General features: G+C 46.0%; 18 protein-coding genes and 1 pseudogene. 10 read left to right on the top strand and 9 right to left on the bottom strand.

Annotated features, from left to right (window positions below; all coding sequences use genetic code 11):
* The first annotated feature begins 100 nt into the window (after positions 1 to 100).
* Genes GV64_RS16280 through GV64_RS16270 form a run of 3 tightly spaced genes read left to right on the top strand, consistent with a single transcriptional unit; the run spans position 101 to position 1,666 of the window.
* On the top strand, positions 101 to 676 hold the full coding sequence (locus GV64_RS16280) for a septation protein A (RefSeq protein ID WP_020583880.1): 576 nt from the start codon (positions 101 to 103) through the stop codon (positions 674 to 676).
* Positions 677 to 976 (top strand): YciI family protein, encoded by a 300-nt coding sequence (locus GV64_RS16275; protein WP_020583881.1) that lies wholly within the window; start codon positions 677 to 679, stop codon positions 974 to 976.
* Between the two features lie 12 nt (positions 977 to 988).
* Positions 989 to 1,666 carry a TIGR04211 family SH3 domain-containing protein gene (locus tag GV64_RS16270; protein WP_026258458.1) on the top strand — a complete coding sequence of 226 codons (678 nt, stop codon included), beginning with the start codon at positions 989 to 991 and terminating at the stop codon, positions 1,664 to 1,666.
* Between the two features lie 84 nt (positions 1,667 to 1,750).
* On the opposite strand, the gene GV64_RS16265 is transcribed toward GV64_RS16270, so the two are convergent.
* Positions 1,751 to 2,029 carry a SelT/SelW/SelH family protein gene (locus GV64_RS16265; RefSeq protein ID WP_020583883.1) on the bottom strand — a complete coding sequence of 93 codons (279 nt, stop codon included), beginning with the start codon at positions 2,027 to 2,029 and terminating at the stop codon, positions 1,751 to 1,753.
* A 161-nt stretch (positions 2,030 to 2,190) separates the two neighbouring features.
* Positions 2,191 to 3,759, bottom strand: a complete 1,569-nt coding sequence (locus GV64_RS16260) for an ankyrin repeat domain-containing protein (protein ID WP_020583884.1) — start codon at positions 3,757 to 3,759, stop codon at positions 2,191 to 2,193.
* 518 nt (positions 3,760 to 4,277) lie between these two features.
* Here GV64_RS16260 and GV64_RS16255 point away from each other — a divergent pair.
* Together GV64_RS16255 and GV64_RS16250 are read left to right on the top strand one after the other, a co-directional pair.
* Positions 4,278 to 4,913, top strand: a complete 636-nt coding sequence (locus GV64_RS16255) for an O-methyltransferase (RefSeq protein ID WP_020583885.1) — start codon at positions 4,278 to 4,280, stop codon at positions 4,911 to 4,913.
* 86 nt (positions 4,914 to 4,999) lie between these two features.
* A complete protein-coding gene (locus tag GV64_RS16250; RefSeq protein ID WP_020583886.1) occupies positions 5,000 to 5,314 on the top strand; it encodes a DUF4286 family protein in 315 nt (104 codons plus the stop codon).
* A gap of 48 nt (positions 5,315 to 5,362) precedes the next feature.
* On the opposite strand, the gene GV64_RS16245 is transcribed toward GV64_RS16250, so the two are convergent.
* A complete protein-coding gene (locus tag GV64_RS16245; RefSeq protein WP_020583887.1) occupies positions 5,363 to 6,103 on the bottom strand; it encodes a substrate-binding periplasmic protein in 741 nt (246 codons plus the stop codon).
* 272 nt (positions 6,104 to 6,375) lie between these two features.
* Entirely contained in the window at positions 6,376 to 6,867 is a 492-nt protein-coding gene (locus tag GV64_RS16240) for a hypothetical protein (RefSeq protein WP_020583888.1), read from the bottom strand.
* A 333-nt stretch (positions 6,868 to 7,200) separates the two neighbouring features.
* On the opposite strand from GV64_RS16240, the gene GV64_RS16235 reads away from it, so the two are divergent.
* Both GV64_RS16235 and GV64_RS26195 read left to right on the top strand, forming a co-directional pair.
* Positions 7,201 to 8,568, top strand: coding sequence for a dicarboxylate/amino acid:cation symporter (locus GV64_RS16235; protein WP_236632962.1), 1,368 nt, complete (start codon positions 7,201 to 7,203; stop codon positions 8,566 to 8,568).
* 175 nt (positions 8,569 to 8,743) lie between these two features.
* Positions 8,744 to 11,503: pseudogene (locus tag GV64_RS26195) on the top strand (autotransporter outer membrane beta-barrel domain-containing protein).
* Between the two features lie 72 nt (positions 11,504 to 11,575).
* Here GV64_RS26195 and GV64_RS16220 read toward each other — a convergent pair.
* From GV64_RS16220 to galE, 4 genes are all read right to left on the bottom strand, one after another.
* Positions 11,576 to 12,643 carry a S8 family serine peptidase gene (locus tag GV64_RS16220; RefSeq protein WP_020583892.1) on the bottom strand — a complete coding sequence of 356 codons (1,068 nt, stop codon included), beginning with the start codon at positions 12,641 to 12,643 and terminating at the stop codon, positions 11,576 to 11,578.
* A gap of 135 nt (positions 12,644 to 12,778) precedes the next feature.
* Positions 12,779 to 13,930: a galactokinase gene (gene galK, locus GV64_RS16215; protein WP_020583893.1), complete on the bottom strand. Its 1,152-nt coding sequence runs from the start codon at positions 13,928 to 13,930 to the stop codon at positions 12,779 to 12,781.
* Positions 13,931 to 13,957: 27 nt separating this feature from the next.
* Entirely contained in the window at positions 13,958 to 15,031 is a 1,074-nt protein-coding gene (locus GV64_RS16210; protein ID WP_020583894.1) for a UDP-glucose--hexose-1-phosphate uridylyltransferase, read from the bottom strand.
* 33 nt (positions 15,032 to 15,064) lie between these two features.
* A complete protein-coding gene (galE, locus tag GV64_RS16205; RefSeq protein WP_020583895.1) occupies positions 15,065 to 16,081 on the bottom strand; it encodes a UDP-glucose 4-epimerase GalE in 1,017 nt (338 codons plus the stop codon).
* Between the two features lie 258 nt (positions 16,082 to 16,339).
* Between galE and GV64_RS16200 the strand changes: the two genes are divergently transcribed.
* Complete coding sequence (locus GV64_RS16200; RefSeq protein WP_152554091.1) at positions 16,340 to 17,290, top strand: helix-turn-helix domain-containing protein; 951 nt, start codon at positions 16,340 to 16,342, stop codon at positions 17,288 to 17,290.
* Between the two features lies 1 nt (position 17,291).
* Here GV64_RS16200 and GV64_RS16195 read toward each other — a convergent pair whose 3' ends face one another.
* Positions 17,292 to 17,636: a hypothetical protein gene (locus tag GV64_RS16195; RefSeq protein ID WP_020583897.1), complete on the bottom strand. Its 345-nt coding sequence runs from the start codon at positions 17,634 to 17,636 to the stop codon at positions 17,292 to 17,294.
* A 309-nt stretch (positions 17,637 to 17,945) separates the two neighbouring features.
* Here GV64_RS16195 and GV64_RS16185 point away from each other — a divergent pair, with 309 nt between their 5' ends.
* Together GV64_RS16185 and lolD are read left to right on the top strand one after the other, a co-directional pair.
* A complete protein-coding gene (locus GV64_RS16185; protein ID WP_026258460.1) occupies positions 17,946 to 19,190 on the top strand; it encodes a lipoprotein-releasing ABC transporter permease subunit in 1,245 nt (414 codons plus the stop codon).
* A complete protein-coding gene (gene lolD / locus GV64_RS16180; RefSeq protein ID WP_020583900.1) occupies positions 19,183 to 19,893 on the top strand; it encodes a lipoprotein-releasing ABC transporter ATP-binding protein LolD in 711 nt (236 codons plus the stop codon). Before GV64_RS16185 ends, lolD begins: the two co-directional genes overlap by 8 nt.
* Positions 19,894 to 19,920 lie beyond the last annotated feature (27 nt).

The following is a 19,920-nucleotide window of genomic DNA, read 5'->3' as shown; positions in this document are numbered from 1 at the left end:
TCTTTTGCAGGCTCAAACTGGCTAACTGTTCTTTGCTACAAAGTTTTCGGTGCCCATTTTGGGAGCTGGTTCCTGCTTATTCTACTCTTATCGGCCCTATATGAAGCAATTAATTGACTTTATTCCTCTAATTTTATTCTTTGTAGTCTATAAAATGGACCCAAGAGTGGTCAGCCTGGGCTCATCTGAGTATGAGCTTGGCGGCCCATTCAGTGCCACTCTGGTTTTGATGGTTGCTTCTATTGTTATTTATGGCAGCCTGTTTTTAAAAAACCGTCACCTTGAGAAAAGTCATGTAGTCACGCTGGCTGCAGTCGTCCTTTTTGGTGGTATGACGCTGGCTTTTCATGATGAAGCTTTTCTGAAGTGGAAGGCTCCTATTGTTAACTGGGTCTTTGCCGTTGCCTTTTTGGGAAGCCAGTTTATTGGTGAAAAAACGCTGCTTGAGCGAATGATGGGGCATGCGCTGACGTTACCGGATGATATCTGGCTGAAAATGAATATCAGCTGGGTCATATTTTTCATTTTTCTGGGGGCTGCCAACCTTTTTGTTGCTTTTACCTTCCACGATATGTGGGTAGATTTTAAAGTGTTTGGTAGCCTTATTCTGACTTTCCTGTTTGTGATTGGTCAGTTTCTAATCATTTCAAGGCATATTCAAACCGAGGAGAAGTAAATGCTCTACGCCATTATCAGTGAGGATGTTGATAATAGCCTGCCTCTGAGAATGAATGCTCGTCCAGCCCACCTGGATCGGTTGCAACAACTTAAAGATGGCGGACGTCTGGTGCTGGCAGGCCCTTGTCCGGCCATTGATAGCAATGACCCGGGTGAAGCGGGATTTACCGGGAGTATTGTGGTGGCTGAGTTTGCCAGCCTGACAGAAGCAAAAGCCTGGGCAGATGCTGACCCTTATATTGAAGCGGGTGTTTATCAACAGGTAACCGTCAAGCCGTTTAAAAAAGTTCTGCCGTGATTTGAGATTTTGATGCCTGTGAAAATGCATAAACAATTGCTAACTATTCTGCTCGGCCTCTTATGGATCGGCCATACGGCTGCAGAAACACGATACGTTACTGATATTACCTATGTTCCCATGCGTACCGGGCCTAGTAATGAGTATCGAATAGTTCATCGAGGCCTGAAAACTGGTACCGCCCTGGTCATGCTGGAAGAGAATTCCGGTAATGGGTTCAGTAAGGTGAAAAATGGTGATCAGGAAGGTTATGTTCCTACCCAATATCTTATGAAGAGCCCACCGGCATTTCGTCAGTTGCCTGCCGCACTGGATCGCACCAGAAAAGTCGAAGCTGAAAATAAAGAGCTTGGAAGACTGCTGATGGAGCGTGACAGCCAGCTGGAAGAGGTGACGTCACAACTGGGTAAGACAGAAGATAAATTGAATCGCCAGCAGGTAGAAATGAAGCGTCTTCAGGATATTTCTGCAGAGCCTCTAGCTATAGACCGTAGAAACCAGCAACTGGTTGAAGAGAATGAACGACTCAAAAATCAGTTACAGGTTCTTCAGGCAGAGAACCGTCAGCTGGTCAGAGATACCAGCTTGCGATGGTATCTGTTTGGTGGTGGAACGATCTTGCTGGGCATTATTTTAGGTTTGTTTTTGCCTATGCTTAAGATTCGTAAAAAAGAGAGTGCCTGGGTTTAATTAATCAGGTCGATCTTTTGTGCCTGGGAGGTCACGTTAAGGACAGCCTCCCAAGCTTTATTGATAAACTCATATCAACAGAACCTAACGATCATTGTGGCCAAGGTCTCTCCCGGGATCGATCACATCTCTTACTCTCTGCTTGATTTCTTTGGGTTGGGGGAAACCACCGTTCTTTTTTCTTTCCCAGATTTCTTCGCCATTAAGTTTAATGGTAAAGATACCACCGGTTCCTGGTTTCAGCCGTACTTCCCCTATATCTGTGGCAAAAGTGCTTAGTAACTCCTGCGCCAGCCAGGCAGAACGTAATAACCATTGGCATTGACTGCAGTACTCAATCTCGATGATGGGTTTATCACTCATTATCCGCTCACAGAACTTTTTTGTACTTATGCATCATTAAGGATGGCCACTATCTTGATTGATAAAACCATCCTGTGCAATGAATGTTTTATAAAGCCATTATATTCTCCGGTGGTAAAAGTGGATAGGTCTTAGCGAAAAGCGAAGCGAAGTTGGCAGAGTCAGCAGTTCACTCTTTTCCTGTGTAAATCATTGCTGTTCAGCTGAGTGAAGGCTCCGGTTTTTCTGCGGAAATCGACTTCTAGTTTTTCAGGGTAGTCCAGATAAGTATGGGTTATAAAGAAAGCATCAAAGCACTCTTTAAAAGTGTGAAAAGCAATTGATACATTGAATGCAGCCATTAGCTCGGCCAGGCGTATTCCTGTAATCGAATCAAAATCAATTCCCAGCAGTGGATATATGGCGTAAAAGGCATTACACATGCCAGAAATTCCCGACAGGTAGAGCTCTTGAGCACTTGAGTTCATCTTGTAATGGGTGTGATGCATATAGTAGGAACTGAGTTTTTTCAGAGGCCTTATGTTCTTTAACAGGGTACTGGGTATCTCTGCCTCACCGAGGTGATTCTTGCGTAACCAAATAAAATTCTCGGGAAATATTACGGGAGCATCCCAGTCCGGGTGTACTGTGTGCTGCCTGCCAATTAGCTCAAATTGCGCGTAAATCCTGAATGTCTTGTCTCGAATGGCTGGATTTTTTTCATTTAACAGGTGACCGACAATTCGCCATATGGTCGACAGGATATCTGATGTATGACAGCCTCTCATATTGGTCAGTGAGAGGAGTGTTGCTGAAAGGTTTCTCTTGCTCGAGTGATTGATTAGACTGCTGGTGGGGAAATTACTGCGAAGTATAAAATCATTAACATCATTTCGGTATTTTTCGAATTCAATATCACTCATATTTAAAATCAATATTGATATCACCTTGGTAAGCCATTTAACCAGTTCTCTGTTCTCTGGATTTTCAAGAATGCTTCTGGCAAGAATTGCTTCATAATGGAGTTTTTGTTTGATATTTATTGCGGTTACAGGGTAACGCACCATTAATGAAGATAAATATGGACTGTCCATATCTCGAAGGCAGATCTTCGTTTTTGATTTCGCATTCCTGATGATGAAACAACTTGGATACAGGCCTTTATCATTTTTCATAAAAAGACATTTCATTCCCTGTTCTTTTTGGAGTAATTCATGAAAGCCACGGAAGAACTGATATCTGGCTGCAATATGAAGTGCGGTATTTCCCGACTTGTCTTTAACGAGTATTGCATCAGGCATATTATTCAGGATGAGAGCCGTTATTTTCCAGTCGGATGCTCTGAGTGCATAATGCAGTGGAGTGTAGCCCCAGATCGCGTCACTTCTTACCAGAAAGTCCAGGGGCTCTTCCTGCATGATCCCCTGGATAGTTAAGTCATCACCCAGCAGGGCTGCTCTACATGCAGCCCATTCTGGATAGGCTGCAAGTATCTTTTGAGTAGCATAAATATCATCGGAAATTCCTGAGTCCAGAGCACCTTCAGTTTTTTCACTGCATCTTGCGCAATATTTTTCTGTGGTTTGTATATATTGAATCGAAAAGCAAAATAGTGATCTGGTTTTTTTTAATTCAAAGTGGTCTTTACTAATCAGGTGTATGAAATCCCGATGTGTTTTATCTGGTTGGCTGGCTCTGGCTATTGTACTGTGCGTAGCCGTCAGATTGCTTAACGTTGGCCACTTTATCATTGTTTTATTTCCAATAAAAATTGATAGTATGAAAATGCATTAAGGACATTATTGCTTCCACTACGAACTATTCGGATTATCGAACCTCGATACCACTCATGTCAGAGCCTTTTTTTATAAAATATGATGGAGATTATTTCTTGCAGAGTGGAGTTCCGTATTCATATGTTAAAACTACTGAGAAATAATTGTCTCAATTGATGGTATGTATTCTCAGTAGTACTAAGTATATGAATAATGGGCTTTTCACTCATGCCTCTCTCGCTTAGAATCCGCTTCTGATTTTTTAGAAGTGTCCCATGGCATATACGCCAATGCTACCAGTTGCTGAACCAGGTCGGTCTGTATATCTCAGTGCTGAATAGCTGAAAGTAGAAAATAGCAGAATTGCAGTTGAATGCATCAGAAAAAATGATGTTAAAAAACTGTAATGGTTGCTTTATAAGGGGGCTTGAATCTTTTCGGAAACTCTTTTAAACCAATTCATGGTTGTAAGTATATAGTCAGAAGGTGTTTTGATGGACTTAATGGTAGATCCAGCGATAGAAAATTATTGTCAGGAGATGACGTCCGGTGAGTCTCAGATTCTGGCTGAGCTGGCTCAGGCCACAGTGGACAGAACCCGTTACCCGGTAAACCTTTCTGGCCGGCTGGTAGGGCAGACTCTGAAAATGCTGGTTCAGATCAGTCGTAGTAAGACAGTGCTGGAAATTGGCATGTTCACAGGGTATGCAGCACTCTCTATGGCAGAGGGCCTACCCGTCGATGGCGTTGTCTATGCGTGCGAAACCAACCCTCGTTCCATTGATATTGGTCAGGAGTTTTTTGACCGGTCACCTCATGGCCATAAAATAAACGTGCTCTTTGGCAGAGCGCTGGATACCATCCCGGAAATCAGGGAAAAACTGGACCTGGTATTTATTGATGCGGATAAAAAGAAGTATCGTGAATATGTGGATCTGGTACTTCCCATGTTGAGTCCACAAGGGCTTGTGGTTATTGATGATGCCCTTTGGAAAGGCAAGGTACTTGATCCTCAGGAAGAAAGAGACCAGGTGATTGCAGATCTAAATCGCTATATTTATGAACATCCAAACTTGGAAAGTGTTCTTTTACCCATTCGACATGGTTTGAATATTGTTCGTAAAGTCTGATTGAACTCATGTACTTGTCTTTTTTTACTATTATCCACTTGTTTTTCAAAAGAACCAGAAAAGTGTAGTTAGCTGAAGGAGTGTTCATGATTATCTATGAAGTCAACTGCCTGGTGGATAATGATGTTGCCGGTGAGTTCAGGGTCTGGTTGAAAACTCATGCAGATGAAGTGTTGGCGACTGATGGGTTCATCAGTGCTGAAATACTGACTCTGGTTGATGATGAGCACCTGGTAGACAGGCCTTACTCCAAAGGATTTTCTATTCGCTACCGAGTGAAGGATCAGAGTTCGTTGGATCATTATCTGGCTCACCTGGCGCCTGCGCTTCGTCAGGAAGGTGTTGACAGATTTGGCGGTCAATTATCAGCTTACCGTCGTATTTTACTGGAAGAACAGTAAAAATACAGAAGAGGGGAGTACCGGTATGTGTACTCCCTGTCTTTGAGTTTATTGATTATAACTCTCAATCATTTGTTGAATTTCACCAGACTGGTGCATGCTTTGCAGTTTTTCATTCAGTGTGGAGATAATGGTGTGGTCGGTATCTTTGTGCATGGCCAGCCATAAACCACTTTCACTGAAGGTGTGAATTGGCTTAACAGGAATATTAAAGTTTGCTGCAGTATATGGACCAGTCAGAGAACTGGAGGCCCACAGTTCAATTTGCCCCAGTTTTAACTTTACGACATTGATTGAATCACTCTTGGCTGGAACTACATTAATCTGGTTGTTTTTCAGATGATCGGTAATCGCATCAAACTCATAGGACCCGACCTGGTAATTTTTAAGTTCATCCAGTGAGCTTATGGTTACGTCACTGCCTTCTGGTGCAAGAATAACCCAATCCTCCTCATACAGTGGGCCAACCCACTGAAAGCTGTCTTCTCTTTCTGGTGTTCGAAAGGTGGAGTAGACCCCATAGCCTGACGTATCTTTAGCACTGTTGTAGGCTTCGTCCCAGTCACTCATCAGCGTGAAGTCTACTTCGTACCCTGATGTTTCAAACAGCTTTCTCATGATATCAGTGGCAAAGCCGGATACCCTGTCATTCCTGGCGTAGGAAGTGCCATTATTGGTCATGTTCAGTGGAGGAAAGTTCTCAGTGACCAGATGAAAACTGGTTGTCTGGGCGTTGCTGGTTAAGGAAAAAAACAGCAAGAACAAAAATGGAATACGTCGAAACATCATTGCGATCCCTACAGCTTGAAATATTGTTCGATGAGTTATTGCTGGTCAATTGTAAGAGAAAGGGCGGGGGCTGAAAACTATATATCCGCTGTCATCTGAGGGAGGTGGAGTACATTGTTGTTATGCTCCCTACAGTATAAATAATAAAGAACGCGCACTATTTTTTGCTATGGGAGTAGATTCCTCTCAATAGTTGTTAGTGGGGGCAGTTTCCATGTATCTCGCTGATTGGGCAGTACTAATTTATTGTTAAGGTCAAAGAAATATTGGGGTTATTTTTGTTTGTCGTTTGATTTAGTCCCGAAGGTATCACGGGTATGACTGTGAATGGTTTCTCCCAGACCTTTACTTCCTCCACTACGGTCCCACTCCCGGTGGTGGCCATGAGGTGCACCGCTCCCTTTTCCTTCAGGTATATCATACTGTGAGTTGGTAAACAGTTCTTGAGCAAAAGCAAGGCCTGTTTTGGGTTTAGAGGGAGCAGAAAGGCCAAACATATTTTTCCCTATTATGCCCAGCATTGTTGCTCCTTCGCTATTTGAGCCTTTCCTTTCACTCAGTGCTTTTTGATAAGCTTCTGCATAGACAGTTTCACCATTATTGTTTTTGGCTTGCTGTAAGGGGTGTAAAAGTTCAGCATTGCCGGAAACATTTTTCACTGATGCTCCTCGCATCATACCTTGCTGCTGCTCTTCTGTTACATCATCACTATCTGAATCTGAGTAACAGCATAGACAGCAAATATCACAGCAAAAAATATCCATTGATTCGTTAGTACCTTTTTTGGTTATTAATGTGTATTGATTGCTTTAATTTAGAACCAAAAGAAAATACATCAATTTTTTCTGACGCACCTTGTGTCTTTTTGTTCTTTTTTGGTGCTGCCTGCCAGATGTTTACTGTGATAAGTAAATTAACTATGCATATCCTGTATTTATTTTAATCTTATTAGAATTTTATGGCGTCAACTGCTTGAAAACAGAATTAAAATTTAAAATTGATATTTTATAAGGGTTTTTTTCTGTTATGTCAGTATGTTAGAACTTGTACTTATGTCTAGGATTGGTTAGATTCGCTCCCCACTGAAGGAGGGCAGAATGCCTTCTGTTCTTCTGATGATTCCAATAAATACAAGAAGGTGGTCGTTTAGAATGACCCGCGAAGGAGTACTTGAGTTTATGAATCAAAATCTGGCAACCCGTATTCTTGCCTCTCTGGTCATTGGTCTTGCTCTCGGCAGCGCCATTCAGCTCTTTGCCAGTCCCGATGGATTTTTACAGACCTACCTGGTCAGTGGTTTGTTCCATGCAGGCGGCAGCATATTCGTAGGCATGATTAAGCTGTTGGTGGTTCCCCTAATCTTTATCTCTATTGTCAATGCCGTGTGTAACCTGGAAGATGTTGGGCAGTTTGGACGTCTCGGGTTTAAAACCTTTGGCCTGTATCTGGTCAACACCGTTGTTGCCATTGCTGCGGCTATTGGTCTGGCAATGTTGGTTCAGCCGGGTATCGGGGCTAACCTTGGGCTGGCCGATGAGTCCCTGACATTGAGTCGTACCAGTCTTCCTAATCTGCTGGATATGGTGATTGCTGTTGTACCAACGAATCCGGTGCAGGCATTTGCTGAAGGTAATATTTTGCAGATTCTCTTTATGGCTATAGTCACCGGTATTGCGGTCAAGAAATTGGAGAACCATGAGACCCACAGTGTCAGTAATGCCTTTGCCCTGGCGAACAGTGTGATGATGAAACTGATCACAATGGTGATGAGTATGGCGCCTCTTGGGGTTCTGTTCCTGACGGCCAAGCTGGGTGCGACTCTGGATGCAGGCAGTATTGTCAGTGTGATGACTTATGTCCTGACTGCCTTGGCAGTAATGGTGGTATGGCTGTTTGTCTTCTACCCACTGGCTGTTGGCATTACCACGGGTATCAGCCCACTGCAGTTTATTCGTCAGACCCGTGAACAGATGATGTTCTCCCTGTCTACCGCCAGTTCCAATGCAACGATTCCGGTGACCTTCAGAACACTGACTGAGAAACTGGGTGTATCTGAGAAAGTAGCAGGATTTTCGGTACCGTTGGGGGCGACCATGAATATGTCGGGTGCGGCAATCTACATGGTGGTTGCTACCATCTTTGTTGCCAACGCCTATGGTGTGGAACTGGGCAGCACTGCACTGTTTACCCTTGGGTTTACCGCATTTCTGCTGGCGATTGCTACCGGTGGTATTCCGGGTGGGGCAGTGGTGACCACGGGCGTTCTTCTGCACACACTGGGTCTGCCGGCCGAGGCTTTAGGCATCATCATTGCCACCGACCGGATTCTGGACGCTGCCTGCACCGTAACCAATGTGGTGGGGGATACTGCTGTCAGTACTATTGTTGCCAAGAGTGAAGGTCAGATCTCGGATGTTGTGATTGAGAATAATGAGAAAACGTCAGGCGAAGTTCAGTACAGCTGAATATTTCCAAACCTGAACTAAAGATAAAGCCAGAAGTACGATAAGTGCTTCTGGCTTTTCTGTTTTATAAACGAGGCAGGATAACCTTAGATCAAACAATTGTTTGAAGATTTATCAGATTATTCTTTATACTCGAAAAAACATTAATAAAAAGCAGAAGTATAAGGACGTAGAAATGGATTTTAATCGATCATTGTTAAGTATCGCTATTGCGGCTGTAACTGCTTTCTCTTTTTCCAGTGGAGCGGTAGCCCAGTGTGCAGGATCCCCCGCCTCTGAAGGCGGTGACATTGTCATCAGTGTTGAGGGTGAAACCTGTGGTGCGGTCAGTGTAGATGCCTCTCCAGACCCAGAAGGCAATGGTCGTGTTGGTAATATATCCGTCAAAGGTACGATTGATACCAGTGGTGACGGTGCAGCGCTTTATATAAATGCTGTTGGACAGTTTGATGGCAATGAGCCAAATGTCGGAAATATTATTAATAGCGGCACTCTCAGGTCTGCCCGGGAAGGAATTCAGGTCGGGAGTAATGACCAACCTACAACAGGCATTATCGGTGATATTACCAATGTCGGTGAGATTTACTCAGTTTGGGAAGGCATAGAAGTAGAGCTCGGCGGAAACGGCCAGGTTGGTACCATTGAAAACCAGAATAGAATTGAGTCCAGCTCAAGGTTTGGTCTGTTTGTTGGTACCTATGGTAATAGTTCTGTTCAAGATGTGATTAATTCCGGAACGATAAAGAGTGATGATGATGCGTTTAAGGTGTATGCCAGGGAGAACAGCACAGTTGGTCATGTAATCAATAGCGGTGATATTCAGTCAGGCTATTGGGGACTTGTGGTTCAGACGAACAACCTTGAAGGTGACGATGGCAATGCCCTGGTTGGCACTGTTACTAATTCAGGAACGATTAATTCTGATCAAGATGCCTTATATGTTTTTGCCAATAGAGGAACAATTGGTGATGTTCTCAATTCCGGAACACTGATTTCTCAACGAGATTATGGTTTATACGTCCGAAGCTATGATGAGGGCACTATTGGTACGGTAACCAATACCGGCTCAATCACATCGGTGGAAGATGATGCCGTCGGGATCAGTGGCAATGCTCACACGTTTATTAATAATGGCACAATCACATCCTCGAACGGCGATGCGGTTGAAGTTTATGGTGACTTAAATCAATTGATTAATAGCGGCACCATGACTGGGCTGGTGAGCTTTAATGGTCAGGGTAATACATTTATTCTGGCTGGTGGTCTGGTCAATGGTAATGTAGAGGGTGTGCCCACAATCAATGTCACTGGGAGAACAGAATTAACCGGTAATATTACCAGTTCTGACTCTGGAGTATTGAGTATTTACGACACTGGACACTTAATAGTGGGTGGCAGTGGTGACGTTGTCTACGATACTGGCCTCAATCAACAGGGGCAGATGACGGTTAGGCTCGGTGCCGAAAATAACCTCAATAATGAGGGTGCAACCGCCAGGTTAACCCTGCAGTCGCAAGTTGTTCCTCAAATGGATGAGCCTGTTAATTTCAGCAGCCCGGCAATAACATTTTCAGATGGCGCTTCAGTGTTCGTTACCCCGGATTACGACGGTGATTTTGCCTATGGGGACACAGAGCAATACCGGGTGTTGAGCGCAGGAAATGGTATTACAGGAACGGCATCAGTCTCTTCTGAATCCATTCTTTATACCGTTGACGACTCCTCTGTAGTGGATGGTCAGCACCTGGATGTCACTGTATCGACGACCGATCTTTCTGCAGTGGTTGCAGAAAATACCAGCGATGCCCTTGTCACTCAGGTCGCCGGCTTTCTGGAAAGCTATCTTGGAAGCCTTGATCAACAGGCCACCGCTGGCTTTATTGACAGTGAGCAGCTGCTCACCATCTCTGACGCTGATGGGTTGATTGATTATCTGCAGCAGCAGTATCCGAATGGGGATACGGCTTCTCTTGCTGCGGTTGCTGCGGCCGTAGAGCAAATGCAGGGTGAGGTATTCAACAATCTGCTGACTCGACTGGCAAGCCTTAGAGGTGGCGGACGTTCCGGTGTGTCATCCGGTGATTTAGTGGAACAGAGTGCGGTCTGGATTAAGGCCATTGGTTCTGAAGCAGATCAAAACAGTCAAAGCAGTAATGGTACCACTTACAGTGGTTATAAAAGTCGTTTGAAAGGTATCAGCTTCGGAGGTGACACTGATTTAAGTGATACCTATACGCTGGGGGCTTCCTTCAGTTATGCCGAGGCTGATGTCAATGTTAAGGATTCTTCAGCCAGCAGTGATATCGAAAGCTATCAACTCAGTGTATACAGTAACTGGCAGCGTGATGACTGGTTTGTGGATTCGGTTGTTAACGTTGGATTCAATAATACGTAAAGTGTCAGTTACGATGGCAGTGTCAAGGGAACTTCCGACTATAACAGTAAGCAGCTTGGTTTGCTGGCAACGGGCGGTAAAGAGTTCTGGTATAACAATAACGATACACTGGTTGAGCCGCGGTTCAGTCTGGAATACAGCCATCTGAAAACGGAAGACTACTCTCAGAATTACAGTGATGGGTCTCCATCGGCTCAGATATCCTCTGAGAATATTAATGTCTTGGAGCTGGGGACTGGTGTTCGTTTCAGTCATTTGGTGGAGCTGGATCGTGGAATCCTGCTGCCGGAAGCGAGCTTTATGGTCTACCACGATGTTATCGGTGATGCGGTTGATGCCAGCGTGACTGCAGACGTTTTTAATCAAACCCTGACATTGCGCACCATTGGTGTCGATCCTGAGAAAACCTCTTATAAGGCCAGCCTGGGTGTTGATTACTGGATGGATAATAATCTGAGCCTGATGCTTAACTATGAGCACCGCTGGGCATCAGGATTTAAGTCTGACAGTCTGCAGGCTCAGGTTCGGTACGATTTTTAAAGTCTGTCCGGCAAACAAGATAAGCGGTTTGCACTTGTAAAAAATAGCGATCACATTTTAGATCGTTATTTTTTATAGTCTTGGGTAACCCATTGAGTCCATATGCGCCATGGCTGCCCCGGGATTTACGACACCATGCCCCCATATTTCGTTGATCGTATTCTCTCCCTTTTTATCCGCTGTCAGAAAAATGATGCTGGCTATTTCCGGCGGCGTCAGTTCAGGTGCCCGCTCATGAATCATCCCAGCTAGAGCGGTAACATAGGCAGTGGCACCACTGGTGCCTTCATAAATATTGAAGATGCCTGCATGGTAAGGTGCTGCGACCGTTCTATTTTTCAGCACGCCCGCAGGTTTATTGGGCTTGTCATTGCCCATATCACCGACAACATTAATATAATACTCTTCCAATCCAAGATCCTGTGCTGCCAGCAAATGGAGGTTGCAGGCATTGTAGAACTGCTTATAAGCAGATTGAGGCTCATTAAAAAAATAGAATTTGATAGGGGCTTCGGTGGAGCCAATATGACGGTTAATGGTGGCGGCCTGCTCTGTACAACGGTTAGTGTCATTGCCCGCAGCACTGATAAAAAGGGGCAATTCTGGAAGCCGATCAATATATCCCTGAAGAATTGCTCTAGTTGCACTGTAGCCCGAAAGAATATAGCTCTGATTGACAATAATAATATTGTTTTCTGTGTCCAGATTCAGTATCGGAGGACGATCTAATGGCCCCAGAAATACGTTGATCAGTGTTTCAGGTAAGTCTAAAAAGCTTCGCCATAACCAGCCGGGGATACTTTTCTTGTTTGCTTTTGGCAGTTGGTTTTTCAGTTCTTCTGCTGGAGGCAGGTCGCTGTTATTTCCCTTCATAACATCCAGGTTCAGGGTGACAGCCCAAGACCTTATATTGCGCTTATCTTTTATCTTGAGTTCATTGTGGTACTTACCAACAATAATATCCCTCATAAGCTGACCATGGGACGGGAAAAAAGGTCCCAGTCGATCCGTAAAGATATCTTCAATCAGGATAATTCCATGCGGTTTTTCAGGTGGCAGGTCATTACCAGTGGTAGCAGAGGAAACGTTGCTCACACTTGAAAACAGGAGAAGCAATATCGCCAGGTTTTTAATGTTCATGCCAGGTCATTAAAAGTCTCTGATAGCCGGATGCTATAGACTGCATTTCTGGCAATTTAGTTTCAGGAGGGAGGCAGGAAAATATTGACCTTCAGGAGAGGGACTCCCTTCAGGAGTCCCGTATAAGGCGGTGGTTTATGCCTCACCAGCCCCCTGAGAAGCATGACAGATGTAGATGTCAGCGGTAAGGCCATTGGCGTATTTCGGATAGTGTTCATGGACCGCCTTTTTGACGGCATCCACTTTTTCTTCCGGTATCAGTGCTACTACGCAGCCACCAAAACCTCCCCCGGTCATTCTGACACCACCCTCGCTACCAATCACGTCCTTCACAATTTCAACAATACCGTCAATGGCTGGTACAGTGATCTCAAAATCATCCCGCATGGATATATGGGATTCCGCCATGAATTCACCCATGGCTTTCAGGTCACCCCTGGCCAGTGCTTCTGCAGCGGCCAGAGTTCGTTCGTTTTCAGTGACCACATGGCGGGCCCTGCGATAGGTCAGTTCGTCGAGATCATTTCGACCGGCCTCCAGCTGCTCAAAGGTAATATCCCGCAGTGCTTTGACCCCAAAATGCTTTGCTGCTGCTTCGCATTGTTCGCGACGGGTATTGTATTCGCTGTCGACCAGACCACGTTTCACATTGGAGTTAATGATCACTACCGCCGCATTTTTGGGAATGGATACCAGTCGTGTGTCCAGAGAGCGACAGTCCAGCAGCATGGCATGATCTTCACGGCCGCAGGCGGAAACCATTTGATCCATAATGCCGCAATTGCAGCCAACAAACTCGTTTTCAGCTTTCTGTCCGATCAGTGCCAGTTCTTTCAGGCTGATATCCAGTCCGGACATTCTGGTCAGTGTAAGGCCCGTCACAACCTCCAGGCATGCGGATGAGCTGAGTCCTGCTCCCTGGGGGACGTTACCAATAATGGCAATATTAACACCCTTCAGGCTCATTCCTTTTTCCATCAGAACGGAGGCTACACCGCGGACATAGTTACTCCAGAAGGCTTCTTCACTATGCGATACCGGTAGTGAGAGTTCAAACTCTGAGACTTGGCCATCGTAGCTGTGAGCGGTGGCCACCATTTTTTGGTCATCTCTGGGGGATGCAGCAATCATTGCCTGATAGTCAATGGCGCAGGGCAGAACGAAACCATCGTTGTAATCAGTGTGTTCACCAATCAGGTTGACCCGGCCAGGTGCTTGAAAATAGTGAGTTGGCTGATGACCAAAGGTCTTTGCAAACAGTTCGGTCAGGGCTTGTTTCTGGTTCATTGTACTTTCCATAAACTCGAGTCAATCTTAAAGGCTGCTTTCAGGCTCATGGCCATTTTCCAGGTAGTGCTTTTCTGGCAGTTCCCTTAGACGAGCAGCAGCCTGCTCGGCAGTGAGATCACGCTGGGTTTCAGCAAGCATTTCAAAGCCCACCATAAATTTACGAACCGTGGCAGATCTGAGTAGTGGTGGATAAAAATGAGCGTGAAGCTGCCAGTGATTGTCGTCAGAAGAAGCATCGCCCTGATGGCAGGGAGCGCCATGCCACCCCATGGAGTAGGGGAAGGACGTTTGAAACAGGTTGTCGTACTTTGTCGTCAGTTTTTTCAGAATGTCGGCCAGAGCATCCCGTTCAACTTCTGTCAGATCTGGCATACGCAGTACATGGCGCTTGGGAAGCAACAGTGTTTCAAATGGCCAGGCTGCCCAGTAAGGCACTACGGCAATCCAGTGATCATTTTCGACGACGGTGCGTTCACCGGATTCAGATTCCTTCAGCGCATATTCAACCAGCAGGTTTACCCCTTTATCGTCCTGCCATTGACGTTGATTATCGTCTTCCTTGCGGGCTTCATTGGGCAAAAAACTGCTGGCCCAGATCTGGCCGTGGGGGTGAGGGTTGGAGCAGCCCATCACAGCCCCTTTGTTTTCAAACAGCTGTACCCAGGGGTAAGTCTGGCCTAGCTCAACTACCTGGTCAGCCCAGGTATCGACGACTTTGCGAATGTCCTGCTCAGACAGCTGTGGCAGTGTTTTACTGTGATCTGGCGAAAAACAGATAACCCTTGCTTCACCTCTGGCTGGGCTGCTCCGGAAAAGGTCTGAATCACTGGTTGCATCCGGGGTATCCGTCAGCAGCGCTGGAAAATCATTGGGGAACACATAGGGATCGGTGTAGTCGGGATTGTGGTCACCGGTAATACGATCATTCCCGGGGCATAGAAAGCATTCGGGATCATGAACTGGGCGAACGTCTGGTGCCGTTTTTTCCACCTGTCCCTGCCAGGGGCGTTTGGCACGATGGGGTGACACCAGAACCCAGTCACCAACGAGTGGGTTGAATCGGCGGTGTGGATGATCCACAGGGTTGAACTGACTCATCGTTATTATTGCCTGTTTCAAATAGAGAAAATGTTATTTATTAAAGCCGTTTGGGTTTTCTGACTGCCAGCGCCAGGTATCTCTGGTCATATCTTCAACGGTGCGGGTGGCTTTCCAACCCAACTTTTCTTCTGCATAGGCAGGATCGGCGTAACACTGGGCAATATCGCCGGGACGGCGGGGCTGGATTTGATAGGGGAGCTGTTTGTCGCAGGCTTTTTCAAAGGCATGAAGCATGTCTAATACACTGCTGCCTTTGCCTGTCCCCAGGTTGTATATGTGGACTCCATGATCAGTCCAGTGAGTTTTCAGTGCTGCGAGATGACCAAGCGCCAGATCCACCACATGGATATAGTCACGTACACCACTACCATCGTGAGTGGGGTAGTCATTGCCAAACACGTTCAGTTGCTCCAGCTTGCCAACGGCAACTTGGGCAATATAAGGCATCAGATTGTTGGGGATACCGCTGGGGTCTTCTCCAATCATGCCAGACTCATGGGCACCAACCGGGTTGAAGTAACGAAGGATGCTGAAATTCCAGCGCTGGTCTGAAGCAGCGGTATCCTGAAGAATCTCTTCCACCATGAATTTGCTGCGCCCGTATGGGTTGGTAACCTTACCAACTGGGAAGTCTTCTTTAATGGGGACTTCATGGGGATCGCCGTACACAGTTGCTGATGAACTGAAGACCAGGTGACGAACGTCGAACTCTTCCATGACTTCCAGCAGTTTTACCGTACCGCTGACATTATTATCAAAATAAGCCAGCGGTATCCGGGTGGACTCGCCCACCGCTTTTAACCCGGCAAAGTGAATAACCGCTTCTATTGAGTGTTCAGAAAATACGGTGCGAAGCGCATCGGTGTCACGGATGTCAACGGGATAAAAAGCAGGCTGTTTTCCCGTCAGGCTTTCAACCCTGTGCAGAGACGTTTTATGGCTGTTGCACAGGTTATCGACCACTACTACGTCATAACCTGCATTCAGTAATTCCAGGCAGGTGTGGCTGCCAATGTAGCCAGCGCCTCCGGTTATCAGGATACTCATAGTCTACCTCTTTGTTCTGAAAATTCAGCTCTATCAGGCTCCTAGCCATTTTCATGCCCAGGAGGGGAGAGTTGCATGTTCAGCTCATGGCTGTTTCAGGCATTTTTAAGATGCCTGTTGATTTATTGCTTTCGATCATTTTAAGAGCGGTATAAGAGGTGTTTCTTTTACGGTTTTTTATCCATTTTTCCCGAAAACAAAGATTTATGCAGAAGCAACAGGTATCATTATTGGGCGTTTTGATAAGGGTCAATATTTGTGGGCAGTCGTCAACTATTGCCAGTCAGGCAGGGTAGAGAAACCGAAGGCGTGGTACCCATGCCTGGGTCAATTTCCGATATTCAGGGTGACATCTTCTATATCGAAAACCGGGCACCCTATATTATGGACAGTGGTCATGTTCATGGCCATGTAGAGTTGAACTATCTACTCGGGTGCTCAGCTACTTATATTGTCAATGGGCGGGAGCAGCACATTCCTGAAAACCGGCTGGCAATCTTCTGGGCTAATACGCCACATCGACTGGTGGCTCTTGGGGAAAAAAAACAGGGGGAAGGCATACTCTATAACCTCTATATACCGCTACCCGAGTTTCTTCAGTGGCCATTGACGGAGCAACTCAGGCAGGAAGTGATGGCTGGATTTATTGCTCTGGCGAAATCGGATCATGATTATCTGGTCATGAGGTTGAGCCGATGGTATGAGGATTTTAAGAGTGATCATCCGGAGCTGAAGGAGATTATCCTTGGTGAGCTTGCATTGCTGTTGAAAAAGATTAGCCTTCAGGGATGGGATCACCCCGAGAGCTTTTTTCCCGGAGTACAGTTTGAGGAATCACCATCAGTAACGGATCAAATGTCCGCTAACTTTGGCAGCGCTCGACTAAAAGGTGCTCATCATGTTTCCACCATGATTCACTTTATCGGAGAAAACCTGCACCGGCCCATTTCAACGGCGGATGTCGCTGCCCACCTTGGCTTACATAAGAATTATACGACGAACCTTTTTACCAGCGTGATGGGGGTATCCATTAAGCAGTATCTGCAGTTTCAACGTTTGCAAAAGGCTCAGCTGTTGCTTATGGACAGTGAACGGCCCATTGCGGATATTGGTTATGCTTGTGGTTTTAGCTCTCTCAGTCGCTTCTATGAAGCTTTTCAACGTTACTTTGGGATGCCGCCGGGGCAGTTTCGTAAGAAGCTTTTATAAATTATGGCGTGTTATGAATCACTGATCTCAATACTCGTTCACCTTCAAAGTAAACGGTCAGTCTTTGATCTGGGTAATACCAGCGGGTAATTGCAGGTTCACCAATCGTATCTGTCTGGCTGGCAGTGCCCAGCAGTTTTTTGACGTCATCCATGGTTTGCCCGTATTCCGGCAAGGCTTGGGAGTGGCGTAGCTGGTTGGACTGGCTACCCACGGGCACTACGATAGTGCCATCAAAGTGCTGGATTTCTTGAGACGAATCGTTATTGGCAGATACTTTGGCAGTAAAGGGCAAGCTAATGGTAATCAGGGCTACTGATAAAAAGATCAAAAGTATTCTGGTCATTTGTGAATTTGCCTTATCCCTGTGCTGATAGCTCCATTGGGAAATATCAGCATACAATGTACTCTTACAAACGAATATTCATTCAAAAACAGGTTAATGTATCTCAGGTCTGGCCGGATAGGAAAGGTACAGACGGTCATTTTGCTCATGTTGTCAGGCAGTTGGCAGAAATAGATGCAAAGGGCAGGAAAATTCAACAGGATTCGGCAGCCTTTATGGCATAATAGGCATCTTGTCCCTACTGATACAGGCACAGCGTGTTCTCTTTTGCACATTGCAGCTGGGAAACAGGCAGAACTGGCAGCATAAATGTTTAGACCATTACCTCTTTTTATAGGTTTGCGCTATACCCGCGCTAAACGAAGGAATCACTTTATTTCCTTCATCTCCGGTACGTCCATGGTGGGACTGACGCTGGGGGTTTCCGTCCTGATTATTGTGTTGTCAGTGATGAACGGCTTTGACCGTGAACTCAAGCAGAGAGTGCTGGGTATGGTTCCTCATGCCACGATTACAGCAGCTGGCGGAGGTATTGAAGACTGGGAAGAACTGGTGACGACTATTCCTGAAAAAGAGGGTATTGAAGCAGCAGCTCCTTTTGTCGATGCCCAGGGGATGCTGACCAATGGTGATCAGGTTCGTGGAACACTGGTTTATGGTGTTGACCCTGGGTATGAGAAAAAAGTATCGATCATCACCGATCATATGAAACAGGGCGCTCTTGAAGACTTGAAGCCCGGTGAATTCGGTATTTTACTCGGGGAGATCCTGGCCAACTATCTAGGGGTTTCTGTGGGTGATAAAGTGACCATGGTGCTCCCGGAAGCGAGTGTTAATCTTGCCGGTGTTTTGCCTCGCCTTAAACGCTTTACCGTCGTGGGCACTTTCTCTGTTGGTGCTGATGTGGATGGTAATCTGGCTTATGCCCACCGGGAAGATCTGGCTCGGTTTCTCAGGGTACCTGAAGGTGTCACCGGTATTCGCCTGAAAATGGATGATCTTTTTGCTGCGCCAAAACTGGCCTGGGATGTTGCCGTTACTTTGCCTGGCCGCTATTACGTTCAGGACTGGACTCGCACTCATGGCCGTTTGTTTCAGGCCATCCAGATGGAAAAGACCATGGTCGGACTTCTGTTAACCCTGATTGTTGCGGTTGCTGCCTTTAACATTGTCTCTACATTAGTGATGGTGGTGACAGACAAGCAAGGCGATATTGCCATTCTCAGAACCTTTGGTGCCAGCCCAAAAATGATCATGGGTATCTTTATGGTTCAGGGATCTCTCATCGGCGTGATTGGCACACTCCTGGGGGTTGCGCTGGGCATTATCGGTGCATTGAATGTTTCTGAAATTGTCAGTGCTTTGGAGAAGTTTCTGGGGATTCACTTCTTGAGCCCTGATGTTTATTTTATCAGTTATCTGCCTTCAGAATTAATGTGGCAGGACATTATGGTGATCAGTGTATCTGGTCTACTGATGAGTTTCCTGGCAACCCTTTATCCCGCATGGCGTGCTTCAAGAACCCAGCCTGCGGAGGCCCTGCGTTATGAATAATCTTGAAACACGGCCGGTCGTGAAGAAAGTCGTCCTTGAATGTCGGAAAATTACCAAAGAGTTTTCGGAAGGTCCGGAAAAGCTGGAAGTCCTGAAAGGGATTGATCTTCTGGTAATGCCTTCAGAAAGAGTGGCTATTGTTGGATCCTCCGGTTCTGGTAAAACAACGTTGCTGCAACTGTTAGCAGGTCTTGATCGTCCTTCAAAGGGTGAGGTTCTTCTCTGTGGTCATCAATTGATGAATGTCTCGGAACATCAGCAGGGTGAGCTACGGAATCGCCATCTTGGCTTTGTGTACCAGTTCCATCACTTGTTGCCAGAATTTACGGCCCTGGAAAATGTTGCTATGCCGTTGCTGTTGCGCAAAGAGGTTTCCGTTCGGCAGGCAAGAAATCGAGCAGAGAAAATGCTTGGCATGGTTGGTTTATCGAAAAGAATGTCTCACAAACCGGCGGAGTTATCCGGTGGAGAGCGTCAAAGGGTTGCTATTGCCCGTGCGTTGGTTGCCAAGCCGGACCTTGTGCTAATGGATGAGCCAACGGGTAACCTTGACCCTCATACAGCCAGCAAAATTCATGAACTGATGGAGTCTCTCAGTCAAAAACTGACAACCAGCTTTATAGTGGTGACTCATGATATGGATTTTGCCCGGCAGATGGATAGGGCATTACGTTTGGAAGATGGGCACCTTGTGCCTGCATAATAAAAAAAAACCCTCAATAGAGGGTTT

Origin of the sequence: Endozoicomonas elysicola (assembly GCF_000710775.1) — a bacterium.
Taxonomy (GTDB): Bacteria; Pseudomonadota; Gammaproteobacteria; order Pseudomonadales; family Endozoicomonadaceae; genus Endozoicomonas; species Endozoicomonas elysicola.
The sequence above is the reverse complement of the archived record's forward strand: the minus strand, read 5'-3'. Positions and strand labels throughout refer to the sequence as shown.